The following is a 22812-nucleotide window of genomic DNA, read 5'->3' on the forward strand; positions in this document are numbered from 1 at the left end:
CGCACTCAATGGGAGTTGGCCTAAATGGGAATCGGAATTCTTCTTCTTGTTATTGCCTGTGGTGTAGTTTCCGTTCTTTTCGCCATATGGGCGACGCGGTCTGTTCTGGCAGCGGATCAGGGCACAGCGCGCATGCAGGAAATTGCTGGTGCCATTCGTGAAGGCGCATCAGCCTATCTTACCCGACAATACACCACGATTGCCATTGTTGGCATCGTCGTCTTTTTGGCAGTCTGGTATCTGCTGTCGATCACTGCCGCTATCGGCTTTCTCATCGGAGCCGTCCTGTCTGGCTTGACTGGCTTCATAGGGATGCATGTCTCTGTGCGTGCAAATGTGCGCACGGCGCAGGCAGCTTCCTTAAGTCTTGCGGGAGGATTGGAACTCGCATTCAAATCCGGCGCTATTACAGGTCTTCTTGTCGCCGGTCTCGCACTGCTTGGCGTCTCGGTGTATTATTTTATTCTGACGGTCTGGATGGGCTATGCGCCTTCCGACCGCACCGTTATTGATGCCCTCGTGGCACTTGGCTTTGGCGCTTCGCTGATTTCAATCTTTGCGCGGCTTGGCGGCGGCATCTTCACCAAGGGTGCTGATGTCGGCGGCGATCTGGTTGGGAAGGTCGAAGCAGGTATCCCGGAAGATGACCCACGCAATCCGGCAACCATAGCGGACAATGTTGGTGATAATGTCGGTGACTGCGCTGGCATGGCAGCGGACTTGTTCGAAACCTATGCCGTGACAGTTGTTGCGACGATGGTTCTGGGCGCGATCTTCTTTGCTGGCTCGGATATGCTTTCAAGCGTGATGCTCTATCCACTGGCCATTTGCGGTGCCTGTGTCATCACGTCGATTGCCGGCACATTTTTCGTTAAACTCGGCGTTAATGGCTCCATTATGGGTGCGCTTTACAAGGGGTTGATTGCAACAGGCCTGCTTTCCATCGTGGGTATTGCCGTCGCCAACACGCTGACAATTGGCTGGGGCGAGGTCGGCGTGGTTGCAGGCATGTCTATCACCGGCACCAACCTGTTTATCTGTGGCATTATCGGTCTGATTGTGACGGGACTGATTGTTGTGATCACCGAATATTATACCGGCACCAACAAGCGCCCGGTCAACTCGATCGCACAGGCTTCGGTTACCGGCCACGGCACCAATGTTATTCAGGGGCTGGCTGTTTCGCTCGAATCAACTGCCCTGCCTGCAATTGTGATTGTGGGTGGTATCATCAGCACATATCAGCTCGCAGGTCTGTTCGGTACGGCAATTGCTGTTACAGCCATGCTTGGCATCGCGGGCATGATCGTGGCGCTTGATGCTTTCGGTCCGGTCACGGATAATGCAGGCGGCATTGCGGAAATGGCGGGGCTGGATCCCGAAGTGCGCAAATCGACCGATGCGCTTGATGCTGTTGGCAATACGACCAAGGCCGTCACCAAAGGCTATGCAATTGGATCGGCGGGTCTCGGTGCTCTGGTGCTTTTTGCGGCCTACTCCAATGATCTTGCTTATTTTGCCGCTAACGGACAAACCTATCCATATTTTGCGAATATGGGGCCGGTGTCGTTTGAGCTTTCCAATCCTTATGTGGTTGCCGGTCTGATCTTTGGCGGTCTTATTCCCTATCTCTTTGGCGGCATGGCGATGACGGCTGTCGGTCGCGCGGGCAGTGCGGTGGTGCAGGAAGTGCGCCGCCAGTTTCGTGAAAAGCCGGGCATTATGACGGGACAGGATCGCCCTGATTATGCGCGGGCTGTCGATCTTCTGACCAAAGCTGCCATTCGCGAAATGATTATTCCTTCGCTCCTGCCGGTTCTAGCCCCACTTGTCGTCTATTTCGGCGTGCTGCTGATTTCCGGCTCCAAAGCGGCTGCTTTCGCGGCACTTGGCGCATCGCTTCTGGGCGTCATCATCAACGGTTTGTTTGTGGCCATCTCCATGACATCCGGTGGTGGTGCCTGGGATAATGCCAAGAAGAGCTTTGAGGACGGCTTTACCGATGCTGATGGTGTCAAACACATGAAGGGATCGGAAGCGCATAAGGCTTCGGTAACGGGTGATACTGTCGGTGATCCTTACAAGGATACGGCCGGACCAGCCGTTAATCCGGCCATCAAGATCACCAACATTGTGGCGCTCTTGCTGCTCGCAGTGCTCGCGCATTCGGCTTGATGCTTAAACACTAAAAAACCCGCCGTTAGGCGGGTTTTTCTTTAAGAGCATTTCCTGCAATTGATGGATTCGTTGGACATGCCCCAGCGATGAATTTGCAGGATTAATTATTGCCGCCCGCACTCATGCCGCCCGGAAGCGATGTCGGGGCTTTTGCAACGCCCTGAATAATCTGTCCGATAAAGGTCTGATCCTTGCCGCCTGTTGGCGTGGTGCGCGAGACAAAATCAAAGACCTTGCCATCCTGAAGACCATAATTAGCGATATGATCGACCTTGCCGTCCTTGTCGAAGTAGATAGCAAGGATGTGACGGTCAATAATCTTCGGCTTCATGAATTGCGCCGCACGATAACGCTTCTGCGAAATGTAGTAAAACACTTCATTGTCGAAGGTCGCCGTCGTCGATGGCGTACCAAGTGCCAGAAGCACCTGTTCACGACTGGAGCCCACCGGCACCGAGTCGAGCGCCTGTGGATCAAGCACGTAACCCTCTGTGATCGTTTCCGACGGATTTAGCGTGGATGCAGTGTTGCAACCGGCAAGAGCCGCCGAAAAGAGAATTGCCGTGCCTGCGAGAAGGGCACGCTGTGTGCGTGCGCTTGGGAAAATTCGCTGCAACAAAGACCTCTCCATACATTCAATATCAGCGCGGCACTTTCGCCGTCGGGTGAACTTCGGTAAACCACCTTGCTTCTGGATGCAACAAGTACGGTCGTACGATAATGATTCTTCGACTATTTCGCCGCAAATCTAAGGCAAATGAGACAGTTGTGCTTCGCGTTTACGAGACGATCGTGGCGGCGGCGCGGCAAAAACGTTTTTATGCACAATTTCAGGTGCCTGATACGCCATTGGGGCGCTATGAGATGCTGTCGGTGCATATTTTTCTGGCCCTGCATCGTATGAAGGGCGAAAATTCGCCGCTCATGCCGCTCGCGCAGGACATTGCAGACGAGTTTTTCAAGGATGTCGATCATTCCCTGCGCGAATTGGGAATCGGTGATCAGGGTGTTCCAAAGCGCATGAAAAAGCTTGCACGCATGTTTTATGGGCGCGTCAACTCCTATGGTACGGCCCTCGACGACAATGACAGGAATGCGCTCGCAGCTGCTTTGACACGAAATATTCGCCCCGATCTCGAATTATGGCCGCAATCTCACTATTTGAGTGAATATGTCTTTGCCTGCCGTGATGATCTTCAAAAAATCGAAGATCAGGCTTTGGCAGCGGGCGACATATCCTTTATGGATGCGGAGAAAATGGCGTTTACGTCAACTGATATGGAAATAAAGGCACACGAGAATGACTGATAAACCGGCACTGAGCTATCCCGTTCCGGTTCTTCATCTGCCCGCGAAGGGCTTGACGGTGAACATTGGAACCAATGATAAGGAAAGAGCCGCATTGGCATCTGAACACGGCCTTCAGGCGGTTAAATCCTTTGATGCCGAGTTTCTGCTGACGCCTTGGAAAAAGAAGGGCGTTCGCCTGCGCGGTACCATTAAAGCCGAAGTCGTTCAGTCTTGCGGTGTGACACTCGAGCCAATCAATGCGAGTGTTTCGGAGGATGTCGATACGATTTTTGTGCCCGAAGATTCGCGTCTGGCCAAAGTCCAGCTTGATGAGAGCGGTGAATTGCTGCTCGACGCGGATGGCGCAGATATTCCTGAGACGTTTGTTGGCGATAAAATTGATATTGGTGCGGTTGCCGAAGAGTTTTTTGAACTGGCACTGGATCCATATCCGCGCAAGCCGGGCCTGCCAGTGGATGCTGAACCAGTCGTTTTTGGTGATACGGGTGAGGAAGATAAGCCTGATTCGCCTTTTGCAAAGCTCTCGGAATGGTCTAAGAAGCCGTGATTTAACCGATGGTTGAGAGAATCTGGTTGTGCGCGACCGGAAAAACACTATTTTCGCGGAGAAGCCCTCTGCGTGTATAAGCAGGTTTGGGCTAGGGATCGCACAGGAATAATCAAGAGTGATAAAAATTTCGATTGACGCCATGGGCGGTGATTTTGGCCCTGAAGTGGTCATCCCTGGTGCGGCGAAGGCGCTTGAGCGTCATCCTGATACCCGGTTTATCTTTTTTGGACTTGCCGGACAGGTTGAACCGGTGCTTGCGCGGTATCCGAAACTTCAGGCTGCATCTGAATTTCGCGCCAGTCAGGTTGCGGTCAAGATGGATGACAAACCAAGTCAGGCGCTGCGTTCGGGGCGTGGTAAGTCTTCCATGTGGCAGGCAATTGAAGCGGTAAAAACCGGCGATGCCGATGTCTGTGTTTCCGCTGGAAACACCGGTGCACTGATGGCAATGTCGAAATTCTGCCTGCGTATGCTTTCCGATGTCGAGCGCCCGGCAATCGCCGCCATCTGGCCAAGCCTGCGCGGCGAAACCATTGTGCTGGATGTCGGCGCAACGATTGGTGCCGATGCGCGACAGCTTGTTGATTATGCCGTCATGGGCGCTGGCATGGCGCGCGCGCTGTTTGAGGTTCGTAAGCCAACAGTGGGTCTGCTCAACGTTGGCACTGAAGAGATCAAGGGCCTTGATGAGATCAAGGAAGCCGCGCAGATTTTGCGGGATACCCCCTTGGCAGGTCTGGAATATACCGGCTTTGTCGAAGGCAATGACATTGGCAAGGGCACAGTCGATGTGGTCGTGACCGAAGGCTTTACCGGCAATATTGCACTCAAAACCGCTGAAGGGACTGCGCGTCAGACGGCAACTTTGCTGCGTCAGGCCATGTCCAGAACGCTCCTTGCCAAGATCGGATATATTTTTGCGAAAGGTGCGTTTGATCGTGTTCGCGAGAAAATGGACCCGAACAAAGTCAATGGCGGTGTGTTGCTTGGCATGAGTGGCGTTGTCATTAAAAGCCATGGCGGTGCGACCGCAGAAGGATTTTGTTCTGCAATTGAAGTCGGTTATGACATGGTGCGCAACAAGCTTCTCCAAAAAATTGAAGCGGATCTGGCGCATTTCCATCATAGTCATCCGCACGCTGCGTCTACTGACGGCAATGGAAGCAGCTAAGTAAATAAGGCCCCCCAATACACGGGCACTAATTTTGACCAGCATACGTGTGTTTCGCTGTAGTCAGGCTAGGACAGGAAAAACGATGATAAGATCTGTCGTAAGAGGAATTGGTTCTGCTCTCCCCAAGCGGATCATGAAAAATTCTGATTTTGAAGGCGTTATAGAAACCTCTGACGAATGGATCGTTCAGCGCACAGGCATTCGCCAGCGCCACATCGCAGGCGAGGGCGAAACCACCGTATCATTGGGCGCAGATGCCGCACGTGCTGCATTGGAAAATGCAGGCCTTCAGCCATCCGATATCGATCTGGTGCTTGTTGCGACTTCGACCCCAAATCATACTTTTCCGGCCAGTGCAGTGGAGATTCAGCGTGAGCTTGGCATCACGACCGGATTCGCATTCGACTTGCAGGCGGTTTGCAGCGGCTTCATCTATGCCATAACCACGGCCGATCTTTATATCCGTGGCGGTCTGGCCAAGCGGGTGCTGGTGATTGGTGCCGAAACATTCTCGCGCATTCTCGACTGGAATGACCGCACGACCTGTGTGTTGTTTGGTGACGGTGCAGGCGCACTTGTGCTTGAAGCATCCGAAGGCAAGGGGCTGACGTCTGATCGTGGTATTCTGACTGCAAACCTGCGATCCGATGGCAATCACAAGGAGAAACTGTTTGTCGATGGTGGTCCATCCACGACCCAGACAGTCGGTCATCTGCGAATGGAGGGCCGCGAAGTCTTTAAACATGCCGTGGGCATGATCACCGATGTGATTGAGGCTTCTTTTGCAGAAACAGGCCTGACAGCTGACGATATTGACTGGTTTGTGCCGCATCAGGCCAACAAGCGCATCATCGACGCTTCAGCGAAAAAGCTGAATATTGCCGAGGATAAGGTGGTGATCACCGTTGATATCCATGGAAATACCTCTGCGGCTTCCGTTCCGCTGGCGCTCGCAACAGCGGTTGCGGATGGCCGGATCAAGAAGGGCGACCTCGTTCTTCTGGAGGCAATGGGCGGTGGATTTACCTGGGGCGCGGTTTTGTTGCGCTGGTAATTGGAAATTTGATAGGCCGCGAGGAAACTCGCGGCTTGACCGAAGGCCGTTTATCTGTGTAACCTCCTGTCACTTAAGGATATTATCTGTTCAAACGCTAACCAGGTAGGTTCGGTCATGGGAGGTAAGACGGTCACACGCGCTGATCTGGCAGAGGCTGTTTACCGAAAGGTAGGCTTGTCCAGAACAGAATCGGCAGCTTTGGTCGAAATGATTCTCGACGAAGTCTGTGATGCCATTGTGAACGGCGAAACTGTAAAACTGTCGTCCTTTGCGACATTTCAGGTTCGTGACAAGAATGAACGCATCGGGCGCAATCCGAAGACCGGTGAGGAAGTTCCAATTCTCCCACGTCGTGTCATGACATTCAAAGCATCAAATGTTCTCAAGCAGCGTATCCTGCAAGAACACCAGAAACGCGGCGCAAAATCGGCGAAATAGCTGTTTTAAAAGATAAAATAGAATTTTTATGAAATCGCTCTTCGGGGCGATTTTTTCGTTTTTGAAGATCCCGGTCTTAGAGCATTGCCTGTTTTGATTGAACCATCGGAAAGGCCCTATCTATTTGTCTTCATGCATTATCCCGCGCAAAACCGCTTCGCACTTTTGCTGGAAATGCTCTTTCTTCCTGTCATATTTGAACAGGTGCTTATAAAGTTATTCTATTATATAATGGATAAATGGAGTGACTCGTTTCTCTAATATAATGAAGCGATTAATTGGGGCTTTTCGTTTAGCAATTTTATGTTAAACGCGTCCAATTATTATGATATTTTGGCTGGCACTGAGTTATGTGCCGATTGCCATTTGAACTATCTGGGCTGGCAGGCTTGCTGAACGGCAAAGCCAAACCACTGGAAAGGGCAAGCAGATGGACAAAAGCCCTGATGCATTCAGGACTATCAGTGAAGTTGCAGAGGATCTTGATCTTCCGCAGCATGTGTTACGTTTTTGGGAAACACGCTTTACCCAGATCAAGCCCATGAAGCGGGGTGGGGGACGCCGCTATTATCGTCCGCTTGATGTGGAACTGCTCAAGGGCATCCGTCATCTGCTTTATGATCAGGGTTACACGATCAAGGGCGTGCAGCGTCTGCTTCGTGAAAACAATGCGCAATTCATTATTGCGCTTGGCAACGGCGATGTGCAGGCCATTGAAGCGATCACACGCCAGAAACAGGCGGTGGCTGATAAGCAGGCGATGGAAAACGCTGCTGATAATGAAATGGCGCTGCCAAATGGCATCAAACCACCGCAACCGGCTCGCAAGCTTTTTGGCTTGTTGAAAGGTGAGGAGGATGGCCCGATCGGCGCCGATGGTAAGCGTCCATCCAAGGATAACCGGGGCTTGTTGCAGGAAGCGCTTTTTGATCTTCTAGAGTGCAAGCGCCTGCTGGATCAGGTTCGATAAGATAAAAGGGAGGCTCTTGCCTCACTTTTGTTTTTTTCAAATCTATGATGATGATAATTTCAGGCCGATAATGCCTGCCAATATCAAAGTAACGCTGGCGACACGGAAAAAAGTTGCAGCCTCACCCAGAATGACGATTCCGACAATGAAGGCACCCACGGCACCGATGCCGGTCCAGATAGCGTAAGCAGTGCCAAGCGGCAGACTGCGCATTGCAACGGAAAGCAGGGCGAAACTACCGATCATTGTAACGATTGTGATGATGCTTGGCGTTAGCAGCGAAAAGCCTTCCGACTTTTTCATGAAATAGGCCCAGACGATTTCGAGGCTGCCAGCAAGTACAAGATAAACCCATGCCATTATGGTGCTCCTTGGGTATGGGCCGTCCCATAGTGAACACAGACGCGGGTCGTCCCGCGCAGTTCTTAGATAGAGTTATTTTTTCCGACTGCAAGCATGAATTGAGCGGCTTTTACGCTATTCTGAGGTTCATGCCCATTCATTTAATAGATCCGCAACACGCTCTGTCTGAAGCGGGAGGGCGAGGGGGGCGTTTTTTGTTCTGACACTAGACACGCCATGCATCTGTGTTCATTTTGTTCTTTTTTCATATTTTAAGGGCTTGCGGTTTAAACCTTTATAATCTAGTGATTTTTCATGGTTCGGAGCGTAGCGCAGCCCGGTAGCGCACTTGACTGGGGGTCAAGGGGTCGTGGGTTCGAATCCCGCCGCTCCGACCATTTTCCTTTAATAATGCAAGTATGTTTTAGTCTGATCTTCGGTCGGGTTGAATAAAAAGGCCCCTGTCGTGACAGGGGCAGTTTAACTTTTATGCAATTGATGAGGATCGTGCAAAAGGGGGGTGATTAACGATCCGTTTTGATGAAGTATATTTGGCTTTCTTTTTAAAGACTGACTTTAAAAATTTCCTGCTTTTTGAAACAACGTAATTAGAACTTATTTTCATGTGTGTTTCAATCATACTTGTGTGCTCACAATAAAATCGAAAAATGGCGGGTGTCATTGATGGCTATCTTGTTATAAAAATTCATCAATTCGCTGTTCAATAAACGGTTTAAATGTAAGGCTTCTTAAATGAGCTTATTGGTTGAAATCATAAAATATGTATCGATTGTCGTGATTGGCTTGCTGCCTATTATGAATCCTCTGACGACAATTCCGATATATATGTCGCTGACAAAGCGAATGAGTGCAGAGAATAAGCGAGCGCAAGCACGGAAAGCCTGCATTTATGCATTTTCGATCCTTATCGTGTTCATGCTGCTGGGGAACGGAATTATCTCGCTTTTTAGCATATCTATGCCGGGGATTCGTGTCGCGGGTGGCATTATCATCATGATCCTGGCGCTTCGCATGATTTTTTCAGGCGAGGACACATCATCTGAAGTGGATGCGGCACCGGTCGATATTAAGAAAGCTGATCTGGATTACTCGTTTTCACCTCTGGCAATGCCGAGCCTTGCAGGTCCGGGCTCAATTGCTGTCGTGATGAGTTTTTCATCTCAGGTTCCGACGGATCATAACGTTCTGGGATACATTATCATCGCCATTGGCATCGCGATTGTCGTTGGCATTGCATATGTCGCCCTCTCATCTGCAAGCTGGATTGAGAAAGCGTTAGGTGAGCATGGGATGCAGGCTGTAACGAAAATTATGGGCTTTCTGCTGACTTGTGTAGCCGTGCAGTTTCTGGCCTCCGGTGTTCGTGATTTCGTTATAGAATTCAGTAAGTTTTCCTGATTTGCCCATGATATAGCGCGCCCACGGCGCCGGTAATAGAGCATTTCCAGCAAAAGTGCGAAGCGGTTTTGCGCGGGATAATGCGTGAAAGCAGGGAAAGGCATTTCCAGCAAAAGTGCGAAGCGGTTTTGCGTGGGATAATGCGTGAAAACAGACAAATAATTAGAGCATTTCCAATGGCTCAATCCAAACAGGAAATGCTCTAATTGCCGCGCTCAATAGGCGTTTTCCGTATTGAGAAGTCTGACCGGTGTGAGAAACAGGATTTTCAGATCGAACCAGAGGGACCAGTTTTCGATGTAGTAGAGATCAAATTCTGTGCGCATCCTGATCTTGTCTTCATTGTCGATTTCACCGCGCCAGCCATTGATCTGTGCCCAGCCTGTTACGCCCGGTTTCACACGATGACGGGCGAAATACCCATCGACAACTTCATTAAAAAGCACATTGTGCGAATGCGCTGCGACCGCATGCGGACGCGGGCCGACAAGTGATAGCGAACCGGACAGTGAATTGAAGAACTGCGGTAATTCATCAATGGATGCCTTGCGAATAAATCTACCCACCCGCGTTACGCGCGGATCGTTTCTGCTCACAGCATTGCGTGCAGTCGCATCGGTTTGCTCAGTATACATTGAGCGGAATTTCCAGACATTGATAATTTCATTGTTAAAGCCATGGCGCTTTTGCTTGAAAAGCACGGGGCCTTTGCTGTCCAGCTTGATGGCAATCGCTGTTGCAAGCATGATGGGAGAAAGAAAGATAATGCCAAGCAGGCTGAATACGATATCAAAAATGCGCTTGGCGACCGAATCCCAGTCATTGATCGGCTTGTCGAAAATATCGAGCATCGGCACGGTGCCAATATAGGAATAGGCGCGCGGTCGAAACCGGATGTGACTGTTGAGCGCCGACAAGCGTATATCGACGGGCAGAACCCAGAGCTTGTTCAGGATCGTAAGAATGCGCTCTTCAGCGCTGATAGGCAGCGACACAATAAGCATGTCGATATGCGCTATACGTGCAAATTCGATTAATTCCTTGATATTGCCGAGCTTGGGATAGCCTGCAACCACCGGTGGGGATCGCTTGTCATCGCGGTCATCAAAAATGCCGCAAATACGGATATCATTATCGGCTTGTTGTTCCAGCGAACGGATCAGCGCTTCGGCATTGGGGCCACCACCGACAATGACTGCGCGCCGCTCCATAATGCCGTTGCGCGCCCAGCGGCGAATACGCCATGAGACGAACAGGCGCGAGATCATGAGGATAATCAGCCCACTCAGCGCCCAGATCAGGAACCACGCACGCGAGAAGTCGGAAGAAACCTTGAACAGGAAGCCCGTAACGGCCACAAGCCCCAATATTGTCGCCCATGTCATGAAAACCCGTTTCAGATGGCGGCTTGGACTACGCAGAATATGGATCTGGTATCCATTGTTCATTTCCATAAGCAGCACAAACAGTGCGCCGCTGACGATCATAACGAGGAAATAATAAGCGATATGCGGCGTGCTGAAGCTGACATAGGAAGCAAGACTGACGATACCTGTTATAAGAATGATCGCGAATTCAATAAGACGTATGACACCGCTGAACATGCTCGGAGACAGTGGGTCACGCGCATATTGCTCAGCCATCTGGCGCGCCATAGGATTGAGCTCGACCTGTTCCTGCGACCTGGAACGGTCCTGCTGATCGGGCTTGTTTTTTTCCGGATCAACTGGAGAAGTCATATCAGTATTCCGCAAAGTTTTGCTCCCACGGTCCCAAGCGCCTGCGCATATTTAGCCGTAAATCCTAAGGAAATACTGATTAAAAATGCACGATCGCTCTGAGAGTGTCAGGATCGTGCCAGACGGTAAACCAATTCTATAGAATGGGCGACCACATGGCGATGCCAGCAATTTTTCGATTAAAAACGCAGCTGGGCTACGGCGTTTTTTGTCGAAGTGCAGGCGACCGCCTAGCGGTGAATGGATACGGGCTACGCGAGACTTAAAAACCCGTAGAGCTGAGCCGGACAGGCAGGTAAAAACGCCGCCTTGGGCGCCTCGTCCGTGCAGGGTGTCCGACTGCAATTTCTTGATGATGCGATGGGCTTTGTCGGCGGCTCGAACGTCACCGATGCCGATATATTGCTGTTTGTCGATGAGATCGCAGCCACGGCGGAGCAAGCGACCCGCGGATTTGCGAAAACAGTGGGTGATCGGCAAACGTGCGTCATCAGACATTGATCGCCATCAGAACAGACGCTCGCGCACATAAATTGTGTCACCGGGCAGGACCGGATCAGTGATCAACACGCGCCCCGTAATAACCTTTTCGTTGATTGTGCGGGTGATATCGACATTTTCCTGATTGGCGCGTGGCGAAAAACCGCCCGCCGCCGCAATTGCCTTTTGCACCGTCATCCCCGGGACGTAGGAATATTGGCCCGAGCCGCCCACTTCACCCATGATGAAGATCGGACGATAGCGGTCAACTTCAACGCTCACATCAGGATCGCGCAAATAACCACCGCGCAGTTTTGACGCGATAATTCCTTCAAGCTGCTTGACGGTCTTGCCGCTCGCCGGAACGCTGCCAACAAGCGGAAATGCGATATAACCGGACTGATCGACACTGTAATTATTGGTCAGGCTTGCTTGTTCAAACACTGTAATGCGCACACGATCACCGGCATTGAGCAGATAGGGTTCGGTTAGCGCGGCATGAAAGGCGGGCGGGGCAGGGCGATAGCTTGAACATGCGGAAAGCATCATCGCCGCAAGGCCGAGCGCAACAAGAGCCATTTGGCCTCCGCGCTGTCTATGAGTTTTCTGCATCGTCATTTTCGCCTCGGTTTCTTCCGAAAAGCATTGCCCCATCACAGATTCGGGTCAAAAGATCCAAATGCTCTGAATGATGTTATCGATTGATTAGGGTTAATGGCTGGTAAAGAACCTCACTTGTGGTGAAAAAAACTTGTCGTAAGCAGGGGGAATTCCAAAGCATAACTGCCAAAAACGGGAGCCGGTTTCAGGTTAAGGACATGCCTACAAACAGAGACCACTAACCTCGCGGTTTAACGCTCTGGTTACCTTGTTCGTTTACTTTTAGAAAAGAAATAGGCCTCATTCCTGTGAATAGGCGAGGATGATTGCGCGATACTGCAAAGACGGGTATCGGGCGGAGTACCGAAATGTCCCTGATTGATGGCCTGTCGAAACATATAGACATTGATATTGGTGCGCTTTTTGCGAGCTTGCGCCGCAATTGGCTGTTGATTTTTGGTGGTGCGATCGCTCTTGCCATTCTGGCGTGGATTGTTTGCCTTCTCATTGTGCCTGACTACCGCGCTCAAGCCCGTATCCTGATTGAATCACGCGAGCCGGGGGTTGCGCGTCTTAATGGTGAAACAACGACCAAGCGGCCGCTCATGGATCCGGAAGGGATGAAAACTCAGGTCGAGGTTCTCACTTCCGGTGCCTTGCTCAAACAGGTCTCTGACAGGCTCAATCTTGCTGAAGAAGCGGCATTTACCGCAACAAATATAAAGCCTTGGACGCGCGTGTTGATTCTTCTTGGCATGCACGATGATCCGGCTGACCAGTCGCCGGACGAACGTGTTTTGCAAAAGCTGCGTCAGAACTTGCAGGTTTTCAGCGATACCGGATCAAGTGCGATCATTGTGCAATATGCGTCTTCAAATGCAAACAAAGCCGCAGAGATCGCCAACGCTGTAGCTGAGGCATATATCGCGCTGCATGATACAGCAAGGCTCGAATCCTATGATGACGCAAGGGGTTGGCTTGCGCAGGAGATTGAGGGCTTGCGCGGCAAGGTCCACGCTTCAGAAGCAAAGATTGCGGCTTATCGGGCTGCAAAAGTGCCGCTGGCAGCGCAGGCCAACAGTTCGATTGCGCCCGAGAAAATCGTAGAAGTGAGAAGCCAACTCACACGTTTGCGCGCTGATCGCGCGGCATTGGAAGCACGCGCCGAGGCTGTGCGTCAGGCGATTGCGTCCGGGGTTGATGGTGATGCTTTGCCTGTTGATGTTACGTCGGGCACGATGCAACGGCTGGCAGAACGTCGTATTGAACTCAATTCACAGATTGCTGATCTCTCTTTGACGCTGCTTGAGGAGCATCCACGTATTAAAGCCCTGAGATCGCAGCTTGTTGATGTTGAGCATCAGATCAAGGCGGAAGAACGCAAACTGCTTGCAAGCCTCAACGATGAGATAAATGCTGCAAAACTGCATGAAGATGAACTCACAGCTACGTTAAATCGGCTTAGGGCGCAGGAAACGCAAGCCGGGACGCAGAAAGTGGAACGTCGCGCTCTTGAGCTTGAAGCGGCCACCCAGCGTCAGCTTCTTGAAACCTATCAGACGCGCTATCGCGAAGCCGCGGCACACGCGCGCAGCAATGGTGCCTCGCCATATGCTCGGATATTAGCCCGCGCTGATGTGCCTGCCGCGCCTTACACTCCCAAAACCTTACCGATTGTTAGCGCAACCTTTGTTGTGGGGCTGCTTTTGCTCTCGGCCTTCGTTCTGTTTCGTGAAGTGTTGAACGCCCGTGCTCGGGTGAGCGCTGATGAGCGTCGTTTTGCAACGGTCGAAGAAGTTGCCATGCCGGTGATTGCGGTTGCAACCGGCATGGCGTTTGCTCCTGCTTCGGAGGATCAGCCAGTGCAGCGATGGACTTCGCCTCTCATGTCAGGCACTTCGGTTATCGCGGATGAAAATCCACATAGTGTGAAATTCGTTGCCGATCGCCTTATGGCAGGCACGTTGAAGCGTGTTATCGCTGTTTCACCCGAAGGTGACAATGCATCGGCTGCAACGGTGAAACTTGTGCGAGAAATTGCGGATCGCGGCAAGCGTGCGATTCTGATCGATATGACCGCCCATGGCACGCTTGGTCTGGTTATGCTTGATGGCAACAATTGCGCTGGAATTACCGAGCTTCTTGCCGGTGAGTGCCGCTTCAACGATGTCATCCATGCGGATCATTATTCTCAGGCGCATATCATGCCGCTTGGCAGGGTCAGGCCGGAAAACGCCATGCGGTCCGCAGATCGGCTGCCATATATTCTGGACGCACTCGAAACGGTCTATGATTTTGTGGTGACTGAATGTGGCCCATCCACATCACGCCAGATACGCCGCATAGCCGATGGTCCGGCAGTGGTCATCATGAATGTTGTCGAACCGGACGATAACAGCGTGATTATCGCAGCCCTTGATATGGATCAGGATGGCTATGAGGATGTGATTATTATGATGGATAATTCTCGTCAGGCAGTCGGCTCAGATATTGGGATGCGGCCTCCCGAACCTGATTTCACGCCAAGATCGCATTATTCCTTCGTATAGCCGCATTTTCGGTGCCGAAGGCTGCTTTTTCGTCCCGGTTATCAATCAATGGCGCTTTGGTCGTGGGGGCTGCGCCATCCACCAGATGATCCCCATGGCAGGCACCACCCAGAGAACGCCTGTGAACAGGAAATAGAGCAGATGAACCCACGCGGGTGACTCTGCGAGCTGCGCGACGGCGATGATTGTTGCAAAAACTGCATAGACGATCACAAGGGCGACCAGCAGAAGCGTGCCTATGAGTTTTTTCAGCCGAACGGGCATGTCATTCTCCTCTTTATTTGTCATCACTAGCTCGTGAGCAGGTGCAAAGGAAGCGAAAACGCGTCGGCATGTCGCGAGAACTTGTCTTGTAACGCTATCGCCTATGCGGCATGTATCCCTGATCTGAAATTTAAGGATGAGATGGCATGACGGCAGTTTCCGTTCGACAAAGCGATGAGAACAATCGCAGGCTGATCCGTTATTGGCTTTATGCGGTTTTCGTCGTGCTGATTGCGATTGTCATGGTTGGCGGTGCAACCCGCATGACTGGCTCGGGTCTGTCGATCACCGAATGGAAACCCATTCATGGCGTTATTCCACCGCTCAATCATGCAGAATGGCTGGAAGAATTCGATAAATATCGCCAGATTCCGCAATATCAGCAGATCAACAAGGGCATGTCACTGGAAGCATTCCAGTCCATTTTCTGGTGGGAATGGGCGCATCGTATGCTTGCGCGCTTCGTGGGCTTTCTGGTTGCGATCCCACTCGCATTTTTCTGGCTGACTGGACGCCTTAATACCACGCTGAAATATCGTATGCTCGGTCTACTCGCATTGGGCGGCTTTCAGGGCGCGATTGGCTGGTGGATGGTGGCATCGGGCTTAAGCGAGCGCACCAGTGTGAGCCAGTATCGCCTTGCAATCCATCTGACAACCGCCTGTATCATCATCACAGCCGTGTTTTATATCGCGCGCGGTCTGGCAAAATATACCGAACGCCCGGCCAAGCGGGCGATCCAGTGCTTTGCCGGATGGCTTGTCTTTGCCGTCTTGGTGCAGATTTATCTGGGCGGTCTGGTTGCTGGCCTCCATGCCGGTCTGACCTACAACACATGGCCATTGATGGATGGTTCGATCATTCCGTCAGACTTGTTTATTCAGTCGCCATGGTGGATCAATCTGTTTGAAAATCCAAAGACCGTCCAGTTTGTGCATCGTATGTTTGCATATACGGTTGTGGTCCTTGCCATTCTGCACTTGGTTCAAGTCTGGAAAAATGCAGCCGGAACCACGCATGCCCGCCGCGCAATCGTTTTGCTGGGCCTCATTCTGGTGCAGGCCGCGATTGGTATTGTAACGCTTCTGATGAGTGTCCCGCTTGATCTGGGGCTGACGCACCAGTTCGTCGCACTTATGGTATTGGCCTTTGCTGTTGCTCACTGGCGCGCAACCAAGGGGGCGTATCAGGATTAAAAAAAGCCCGGCTTAAATTAAAGCCGGGCTTTTCATTTCATGTTCGGATTATTTGCCGAGCATCAGGTTCATGTTCTGAACGGCTGCACCCGATGCACCCTTGCCAAGATTGTCAAGCAGTGCCACGAGATTGACCTGATTGTCGCCTTCGGTGCCAAACACGAACAGCTTCATACCGTCCTGGCCCGCAAGCTCTTCCGCATCGATACGCGAAAGCCTGCTGCTTTCTTCTAGCGAAACTACGTCCACAATATCCTGACCGGCATAATGTGCGCTCAAAGCCGCATGAACATCCTTAAGCGATGGCTTGCCTTCAAGCTCTGTCACGAACAGTGGAACCTGAACGATCATACCCTGCGGAAAACGGCCAACGCTTGGGCTGAAAATCGGACGACGATCCAGACGACTATGCAGCTGAAGTTCCGGCACATGCTTGTGGTGCAAGGATAAGCCATAAAGGAAGTTATTGGCCGTCAGATGCTCTGGATGGCTCTTGTCTTCCATCTGCGCGATCATCTGTTTGCCGCCGCCCGTATAGCCGGAAACCGCGTTGACGCTGATCGGATAGTCGGCCGCCAGCAGACCCGCATCGCGCAATGGACGCACCAGCGCAATTGCACCGGTTGGATAGCAGCCGGGATTGGCGACAAGACGGGCTTCTGCAATGCGTTCACGCTGTCCTTTTGCAAGCTCTGCAAAGCCATAGGCCCAGTCGGCATGGATACGATGCGCAGTCGAGGTATCAATGACACGCGTCGAGTTATGACCTTCAAGCAGCGCAACAGCTTCTTTTGAAGCATCATCCGGCAGGCAGAGGATCGCAATATCGGCAGCACGCAGATAGTCGGCGCGCAAATCCTTGTTGCGTCGCTCGGCTTCCGGGATGGAAATCACTTCAAGATCGTCGCGTTCGGCAAGGCGGCTGCGGATTTGCAGACCGGTTGTGCCGTGTTCGCCGTCGATGAAGATTTTCGGTTTCATGCGCTTTGCCTTTAGATTTCAGTAAGTTACGCCAATATTCGGAATCGATTTTAGAGCTTCTTGAATCAGTTTCTGAGCTTTGTTTATCGTCGTCGTGCCTTTTGTTCAGCCAGAAGCCCAAGATAATACATTGCAATGGTCGCTCCTGCGATTGCCGTTATATCAGCATGATCATAAGCCGGTGCAACCTCAACAACATCTGCACCCACAAAATCAAGTGCTGTGAGCTTGCGAAGTACGGAAAGCATCTTTGCCGAAGACGGGCCACCCGCAACAGGTGTGCCGGTTCCGGGCGCAAAGGCCGGATCAAGACAATCAATGTCGAAAGTCAGATAAGTCTTCTTGCCAGCGGTGCGCTTGAGAATTTCATCGGCAATAGCCTGCGCCGACATATCCTCGACTTCGTGGCCATAGATGATCTTGATACCGCAATCTTCTGGCGCATGTGTGCGTATGCCGATTTGGATCGAAAGGTCCGGATCGATAATTCCGTCACGAACGGCACGCGCGACGAAAGAGCCGTGATCGATGCGTTTGCCATCGTCAAACCACGTATCTTGATGTGCATCGAACTGAACGAGCGCCAGCGGACCATATTTTGCTGCATGGGCCTTGAGTAGCGGCCAGGTGATAAAATGATCACCGCCAAGGGTGAGCAAAAACGCATCGGATTTGAGGATTTTCGCGGCTTCCCGCTCAATCGTTGCGGGCGTTTTGTAATGATTGCCGTAATCGAGCAGGCAGTCGCCATAGTCGATGACAGCAAGATTTTCGAACAGGTCGCGTTCAAAAGGATATTGCGGATCATTGTCGAAAATCGCTGATGCACGCCGGATGGCCTGCGGACCAAAGCGCGCACCGGGGCGATTTGAAACCGCAGCATCGAAGGGAATGCCCCAGACAACAGCTTCAGCACCTTTTAGCGACTTGCTGTAAAGACGCCGCATAAACGACAGCACACCCGCATGGGTGGGGTCGGTGGCAGCGCTTGTCAGGCTGCGAGCGGTAAAAGCGTGGTCAATCGTTTTAGAGGGCATAGCCGGCTCCCGTATGGCATCTCAACTCTCTTAGCGCTTCACGAGGCAAAAGGGGAGATTGCTTTATGCGGTTTTCGCTTCAAACCCGTAAGCACGTTCTACACGGGCAATACGAACGCAATAAGTTTCGTACCACTTCTGACGGCCCAGCTTTTGCGCCACAAGATGATCGACGTCGCGTTTCCATGCGCGGATGCTGTCATCATCAGCCCAGAATGAATTGGTGATGCCAAAGCCTTCCGTATCGCGCGCACTCTCAATACCCAGATATCCGGGCTGCTGTGCGGCAAGCTCGACCATGCGGTCGGCCATTTCGCCATAACCATCATCATCATCGCGAAAACGCTGCGACGAGAATGAAACAACGAAGTAGGGAGGTTGGGGTGTGTTGGCGAAGCGCTGCGAAGACATTGACTGATTCCAGTTTTATATTCGGGCGACCAATAGCAAAAAAGCGGACCCGAAGGCCCGCTTTTCTGTAATTCCAAAGCGATAAATATTAACGCTTCGAGAACTGGAAGCTACGGCGAGCCTTAGCCTTACCGTACTTCTTACGTTCAACAACGCGGCTGTCACGGGTAAGGAAGCCACCCTTCTTGAGAACCGTGCGAAGGCCTGGTTCGTAGTAGGTGAGTGCCTTGGAAATGCCGTGACGAACAGCACCGGCCTGACCGGAAAGACCACCACCAACAACGGTAGCGATGACATCGAACTGGCCAGCGCGGTTTGACGCAACGATTGGCTGCTGCAAAATCATCTGCAGAACCGGACGTGCGAAATATGCGGCGAATTCTTTGCCATTGACTGTGATCTTGCCAGAGCCTGGCTTGACCCAGACGCGAGCGATCGCGTCTTTACGCTTGCCGGTAGCATAAGCGCGGCCCTGAGCGTCGATCTTCTGGACGTGAACTGGAGCGGCTTCTGCAGATGCAGATGCGATGCTGCCGAGTTCTTCGAGCGAGTTGAGCTGCTCAGCCATGATTATGCATTCCCTTTGTTCTTGCGGTTCAGCGCTGCGACGTCGAGGACTTCGGGCTGCTGAGCTTCATGCTGATGTTCTGCACCTGCATAAACGCGCAGGTTCTTCATCTGGCGACGGCCGAGCGGACCACGTGGGATCATGCGCTCGATAGCCTTTTCAAGAACGCGTTCCGGGAAACGGCCTTCGAGAATCTGGCGAGCAGTACGCTCCTTGATGCCACCTGGGTGACCAGTGTGCCAGTAGTAAACCTTGTCGGTGTACTTCTTGCCGGTCAGAACAACCTTGTCGGCATTGATGATGATGACATTGTCGCCATCGTCAACGTGCGGGGTGAAAGTTGCTTTGTGCTTACCGCGCAGGCGATTGGCGACGAGCGATGCGAGACGACCGACGACGAGACCTTCTGCGTCGATCAGAATCCACTTCTTCACCACTTCGGCTGGCTTCTGAGAAAAAGTTGCCATTGAAGTCTTCCTTGACTTAATCCCTGATCTTGCGATCCGGGCTTTTCTTGTTGCTTGTGTTGGTCTTACCAGTCGTAATGACGGTCAACCGTAACAGCATATGAAAGTAGACTCCCATATGTGCTGGGCGGGTCGATACACAGGTTTTAGCTGGCCGTCAAGAGCTTCTTTTGCATGGCTTTCGTAAAAATCAATTAAAATCAATGACTTATGCATTAGGTATTATAATACCCTATCTTTTTACCGTGGTGGAATGGAATAAGTTGCCGTTGCATGGGCAATGAGGTCATTTGTTTCACCGCTTGTAAGGCTTACATCCAGAACAGCCAAACGCTTGCCGAGCTTCAGAATTCGCGCCACGGCTTGCACAGTGCCCGGATCGGCTTTGCGCAGAAAATTGATGTTAAGGTTTGTGGTCACTGCCAGCGCTACAGGTCCGATATGCGCCAATATCGCTGCATAAGCCGCCACATCTGCGAGAGCAAAGAGAGAGGGGCCGGAAACAGTGCCGCCGGGACGCAAGTGCTGATCATTGGCGTGCAGGTGCATGGTCGCAGCACCCTCATTGACCGCGAAGATCTTAAAACTTTCATCAAGCTGCGGAAATTCGCGCTTCATAAAAGCCTGCAAATCTTCAATGCTCATGACGGGACTGAAGTCCGTTTGGTATGTGGTGGTGTCGCTCATCTTCTCTCCCTTATAATAATGAATAGGGGGAGTGTGGCTGCTCTTGCAAGCCTGTGTTTCTGTATGCTTACAATAAACGCCGGAATGATATTGGAGGCGCGCTATGCAGATATCTTCAGATAACGAAATTCGTGATATTCTTCAGTCCGTCAAAACGATTGCGTTGCTGGGTGCGTCCCCAAAGCCCGAGCGGCCAAGCAATGGCGTCATGAAGTTTCTGCTGAACCGTGGCTATCACGTTATTCCGGTTAATCCGGGGCAGGTGGGGAAAACCATCCACGGGCAGCAAGTCGTAGCAGAGCTTGCCGACATCAACGAACCGGTTGACATGGTGGATGTGTTTCGCGCGTCGGAAGCGCTCCCCGGTATTGTGGATGAAATGATGTCTCTGAAGCATCGGCCAACGGTTCTTTGGACGCAGCTTGATGTGGTGCATGAAGAAGCAGCAAAGAAGGCTCAGGCTGCTGGTATAAAAGTCGTCATGGATCGTTGCCCTGCGATCGAATACCCGCGTCTCATTGGTTAATCCTAAACCACGGAATTAATTTCTGTATTTGTGTCGCTTGGCGCAAATTCTTCCTTTGCTTTCTTTCAAGCAAAGCCTAACGTCCGGTCATATTATTTGGCATAGGCTGTCAGGAGGAACTCATGTCTAAGCGCTCACCCGGTATCGAAACACTCGCCGTTCATGCAGGTGCAAAGCCTGATCCAACCACCGGTGCGCGTGCCACGCCGATCTATCAAACAACGTCCTTTGTGTTCGATGATGCCGATCATGCAGCATCTTTGTTTGGTCTTCAGGCGTTTGGCAATATTTACACGCGCATCACAAACCCGACCACAGCGGTTCTGGAAGAGCGAATTGCAGCGCTTGAAGGCGGCACAGCGGCAGTTGCAACCGCTTCGGGACATGCTGCGCAGCTATTAGTGTTTCACACCCTGCTTCAGCCGGGTGACAATTTTGTTGCCGCGCGCCAACTTTACGGCGGCTCAATCAATCAGTTTGGCCAATCATTTAAGTCATTCGGCTGGCAGGTTCGCTGGGCTGACGCAACCAATCCTGCCGATTTCGCAAAGCAGATTGATGATCGCACGCGTGCAATCTTTATTGAAAGCTTCGCCAATCCGGGTGGTATCGTCGTTGACATTGAAGCGATTGCGGAAATCGCCCACAAGCATGGTCTGCCACTGATTGTCGATAATACGCTGGCTTCACCTTATCTTGTGCGCCCGATTGAACATGGCGCAGATATTGTCGTGCATTCGCTGACCAAGTTCATTGGCGGCCATGGCAATTCGATGGGCGGTATTCTGGTGGATGCCGGTACATTCGATTGGGCCAAGTCGGGCAATTATCCGCTTCTGACCGAACCGCGTCCCGATTATGCAGGTCTTGAATTGCATAAGACCTTTGGCAATATCTCTTTTGCGATTGCCGCGCGTGTTCTGGGTCTGCGCGATTTCGGCCCGGCTATTTCTCCATTCAATGCCTTCCAGATCCTGACAGGCGTTGAAACGCTGCCACTGCGTATGCAGCGTCATTCGGATAATGCATTGAAGGTCGCTACATGGCTGCATGGCCATGAAAAAGTGTCCTGGGTGAATTATGCAGGACTCCCGCATGACAAGTATCACGCACTTGCACAAAAATATTCGCCGAAGGGCGCGGGTTCTGTTTTTACCTTTGGCCTCAAGAGCGGTTATGAAGCTGGCGTCAAGTTTGTCGATAGTCTGGAGCTGTTTTCACTTCTGGCCAATATTGGCGACACACGTTCGCTGGTTATTCACCCGGCTTCCACAACGCACCGTCAGTTGACGGACGAGCAGAAAGTGGCCGCCGGTGCTGGCCCGGATGTTGTTCGTCTGTCGATTGGTATTGAAGACGCCGATGATATTATCGCTGATATCGAACAGGCGCTTGCCAAGGTCTGATGCGATGAGCCGGTTCCTCAGCTTTGATATTGATGGTGTGGAACCAGAAGAAAGCGCTCCGTTGCCGGAGCGCGTTCTTTTGGGCGATCCGCGATTTCTGACGTGGAATTTCGAGGAAAGTGCCGATGGCAAACTCTTTGCCGGCATATGGGAAAGCTCGCCGGGAAAATGGCGCATCGAATATGATGAGTGGGAATATTGCTATATCCTGTCTGGCCGCTCGATTGTCACAGAAGAGGGCGGGGAGAGCCGCGAAGTCATCGCTGGCGACCGCTTCGTTATCCGTCCGGGCTTCAAAGGGACATGGGAAGTGATTGAAACAACGCGTAAGGACTATGTGATCAGACTTTAAATGCTGAAAAGTGTCATTAAGCATGGAATAAGGACCCCATTTGAGGGGTTATCGGCATCCAAACGGGACCCCTTATTTAAAGGGTAACATGACCTTCGATTTCAATCGGA

The 22812-nt window shown here is 51.8% G+C and carries 25 protein-coding genes and 1 tRNA gene; 14 read left to right on the forward strand and 12 right to left on the reverse strand.

The window, feature by feature from the left end; all coding sequences use genetic code 11:
- The first annotated feature begins 24 nt into the window (after positions 1-24).
- Positions 25-2175 (forward strand): sodium-translocating pyrophosphatase, encoded by a 2151-nt coding sequence (locus tag VBH83_RS07110; RefSeq protein WP_265983385.1) that lies wholly within the window; start codon positions 25-27, stop codon positions 2173-2175.
- Positions 2176-2278: 103 nt separating this feature from the next.
- Here VBH83_RS07110 and VBH83_RS07115 read toward each other — a convergent pair whose 3' ends face one another.
- Complete coding sequence (locus tag VBH83_RS07115) at positions 2279-2797, reverse strand: outer membrane protein assembly factor BamE (RefSeq protein ID WP_265983386.1); 519 nt, start codon at positions 2795-2797, stop codon at positions 2279-2281.
- Positions 2798-2898: 101 nt separating this feature from the next.
- Between VBH83_RS07115 and VBH83_RS07120 the strand changes: the two genes are divergently transcribed.
- The 6 genes from VBH83_RS07120 to VBH83_RS07145 all read left to right on the forward strand — a co-directional run bounded on the left by VBH83_RS07120 (position 2899) and on the right by VBH83_RS07145 (position 7678).
- A complete protein-coding gene (locus VBH83_RS07120) occupies positions 2899-3486 on the forward strand; it encodes a ubiquinol-cytochrome C chaperone family protein (RefSeq protein ID WP_265983387.1) in 588 nt (195 codons plus the stop codon).
- On the forward strand, positions 3479-4036 hold the full coding sequence (locus VBH83_RS07125) for a DUF177 domain-containing protein (protein WP_265983388.1): 558 nt from the start codon (positions 3479-3481) through the stop codon (positions 4034-4036). The genes VBH83_RS07120 and VBH83_RS07125 overlap by 8 nt, the downstream gene beginning before the upstream one ends.
- Positions 4037-4154: 118 nt before the next feature.
- On the forward strand, positions 4155-5210 hold the full coding sequence (plsX, locus tag VBH83_RS07130; RefSeq protein ID WP_265983389.1) for a phosphate acyltransferase PlsX: 1056 nt from the start codon (positions 4155-4157) through the stop codon (positions 5208-5210).
- A gap of 85 nt (positions 5211-5295) precedes the next feature.
- Positions 5296-6267, forward strand: a complete 972-nt coding sequence (locus VBH83_RS07135) for a beta-ketoacyl-ACP synthase III (RefSeq protein WP_265983390.1) — start codon at positions 5296-5298, stop codon at positions 6265-6267.
- Between the two features lie 117 nt (positions 6268-6384).
- Positions 6385-6708, forward strand: coding sequence for an integration host factor subunit alpha (locus VBH83_RS07140; RefSeq protein WP_265983391.1), 324 nt, complete (start codon positions 6385-6387; stop codon positions 6706-6708).
- A gap of 430 nt (positions 6709-7138) precedes the next feature.
- Positions 7139-7678, forward strand: coding sequence for a MerR family transcriptional regulator (locus VBH83_RS07145; RefSeq protein ID WP_265983392.1), 540 nt, complete (start codon positions 7139-7141; stop codon positions 7676-7678).
- 42 nt (positions 7679-7720) lie between these two features.
- On the opposite strand, the gene sugE is transcribed toward VBH83_RS07145, so the two are convergent.
- Positions 7721-8038 carry a quaternary ammonium compound efflux SMR transporter SugE gene (gene sugE / locus VBH83_RS07150; RefSeq protein WP_265983393.1) on the reverse strand — a complete coding sequence of 106 codons (318 nt, stop codon included), beginning with the start codon at positions 8036-8038 and terminating at the stop codon, positions 7721-7723.
- A gap of 303 nt (positions 8039-8341) precedes the next feature.
- Between sugE and VBH83_RS07155 the strand changes: the two genes are divergently transcribed.
- Together VBH83_RS07155 and VBH83_RS07160 are read left to right on the forward strand one after the other, a co-directional pair.
- Positions 8342-8418: transfer RNA gene (locus tag VBH83_RS07155), tRNA-Pro, on the forward strand.
- 355 nt (positions 8419-8773) lie between these two features.
- A complete protein-coding gene (locus VBH83_RS07160; protein WP_265983443.1) occupies positions 8774-9439 on the forward strand; it encodes a MarC family NAAT transporter in 666 nt (221 codons plus the stop codon).
- A 215-nt stretch (positions 9440-9654) separates the two neighbouring features.
- Here the strand turns inward: VBH83_RS07160 and VBH83_RS07165 are convergent, their stop codons facing one another.
- Genes VBH83_RS07165 through VBH83_RS07175 form a run of 3 tightly spaced genes read right to left on the reverse strand, consistent with a single transcriptional unit; the run spans position 9655 to position 12270 of the window.
- The gene (locus VBH83_RS07165; protein ID WP_396996941.1) at positions 9655-11193 is read right to left on the reverse strand and encodes an undecaprenyl-phosphate glucose phosphotransferase; all 1539 of its coding nucleotides are present in this window, start codon (positions 11191-11193) and stop codon (positions 9655-9657) included.
- A 36-nt stretch (positions 11194-11229) separates the two neighbouring features.
- Complete coding sequence (locus VBH83_RS07170) at positions 11230-11676, reverse strand: hypothetical protein (protein WP_396996943.1); 447 nt, start codon at positions 11674-11676, stop codon at positions 11230-11232.
- Positions 11677-11685: 9 nt separating this feature from the next.
- Positions 11686-12270: a polysaccharide biosynthesis/export family protein gene (locus tag VBH83_RS07175; protein ID WP_323054531.1), complete on the reverse strand. Its 585-nt coding sequence runs from the start codon at positions 12268-12270 to the stop codon at positions 11686-11688.
- 314 nt (positions 12271-12584) lie between these two features.
- On the opposite strand from VBH83_RS07175, the gene VBH83_RS07180 reads away from it, so the two are divergent.
- Entirely contained in the window at positions 12585-14807 is a 2223-nt protein-coding gene (locus VBH83_RS07180; RefSeq protein WP_396996946.1) for a GumC family protein, read from the forward strand.
- Positions 14808-14852: 45 nt separating this feature from the next.
- On the opposite strand, the gene VBH83_RS07185 is transcribed toward VBH83_RS07180, so the two are convergent.
- Positions 14853-15071, reverse strand: coding sequence for a DUF2842 domain-containing protein (locus tag VBH83_RS07185; RefSeq protein WP_265983449.1), 219 nt, complete (start codon positions 15069-15071; stop codon positions 14853-14855).
- 146 nt (positions 15072-15217) lie between these two features.
- Here VBH83_RS07185 and VBH83_RS07190 point away from each other — a divergent pair, with 146 nt between their 5' ends.
- The gene (locus VBH83_RS07190; protein WP_265983451.1) at positions 15218-16267 is read left to right on the forward strand and encodes a COX15/CtaA family protein; all 1050 of its coding nucleotides are present in this window, start codon (positions 15218-15220) and stop codon (positions 16265-16267) included.
- Between the two features lie 48 nt (positions 16268-16315).
- Here VBH83_RS07190 and argC read toward each other — a convergent pair whose 3' ends face one another.
- The 6 genes from argC to VBH83_RS07220 all read right to left on the reverse strand — a co-directional run bounded on the left by argC (position 16316) and on the right by VBH83_RS07220 (position 20418).
- Complete coding sequence (gene argC, locus VBH83_RS07195; RefSeq protein WP_265983453.1) at positions 16316-17248, reverse strand: N-acetyl-gamma-glutamyl-phosphate reductase; 933 nt, start codon at positions 17246-17248, stop codon at positions 16316-16318.
- A gap of 83 nt (positions 17249-17331) precedes the next feature.
- A complete protein-coding gene (speB, locus tag VBH83_RS07200) occupies positions 17332-18285 on the reverse strand; it encodes an agmatinase (protein WP_265983455.1) in 954 nt (317 codons plus the stop codon).
- A gap of 63 nt (positions 18286-18348) precedes the next feature.
- Positions 18349-18696, reverse strand: a complete 348-nt coding sequence (locus tag VBH83_RS07205) for an antibiotic biosynthesis monooxygenase (RefSeq protein WP_265983456.1) — start codon at positions 18694-18696, stop codon at positions 18349-18351.
- An 88-nt stretch (positions 18697-18784) separates the two neighbouring features.
- Complete coding sequence (gene rpsI, locus VBH83_RS07210) at positions 18785-19264, reverse strand: 30S ribosomal protein S9 (RefSeq protein WP_094506946.1); 480 nt, start codon at positions 19262-19264, stop codon at positions 18785-18787.
- Between the two features lie 2 nt (positions 19265-19266).
- Positions 19267-19731 carry a 50S ribosomal protein L13 gene (gene rplM / locus VBH83_RS07215; RefSeq protein WP_007874511.1) on the reverse strand — a complete coding sequence of 155 codons (465 nt, stop codon included), beginning with the start codon at positions 19729-19731 and terminating at the stop codon, positions 19267-19269.
- Between the two features lie 240 nt (positions 19732-19971).
- The gene (locus VBH83_RS07220; protein ID WP_265983460.1) at positions 19972-20418 is read right to left on the reverse strand and encodes a PaaI family thioesterase; all 447 of its coding nucleotides are present in this window, start codon (positions 20416-20418) and stop codon (positions 19972-19974) included.
- A 103-nt stretch (positions 20419-20521) separates the two neighbouring features.
- On the opposite strand from VBH83_RS07220, the gene VBH83_RS07225 reads away from it, so the two are divergent.
- From VBH83_RS07225 to VBH83_RS07235, 3 genes are all read left to right on the forward strand, one after another.
- Positions 20522-20944: a CoA-binding protein gene (locus VBH83_RS07225; RefSeq protein WP_265983461.1), complete on the forward strand. Its 423-nt coding sequence runs from the start codon at positions 20522-20524 to the stop codon at positions 20942-20944.
- A gap of 122 nt (positions 20945-21066) precedes the next feature.
- On the forward strand, positions 21067-22350 hold the full coding sequence (locus VBH83_RS07230) for an O-acetylhomoserine aminocarboxypropyltransferase (protein WP_265983462.1): 1284 nt from the start codon (positions 21067-21069) through the stop codon (positions 22348-22350).
- A 4-nt stretch (positions 22351-22354) separates the two neighbouring features.
- Positions 22355-22702 carry a cupin domain-containing protein gene (locus tag VBH83_RS07235; RefSeq protein ID WP_265983463.1) on the forward strand — a complete coding sequence of 116 codons (348 nt, stop codon included), beginning with the start codon at positions 22355-22357 and terminating at the stop codon, positions 22700-22702.
- Positions 22703-22812: the final 110 nt, after the last annotated feature.

Source organism: Ochrobactrum sp. S1502_03 (assembly GCF_044435015.1).
GTDB classification, from domain to species: Bacteria; Pseudomonadota; Alphaproteobacteria; order Rhizobiales; family Rhizobiaceae; genus Brucella; species Brucella chromiisoli.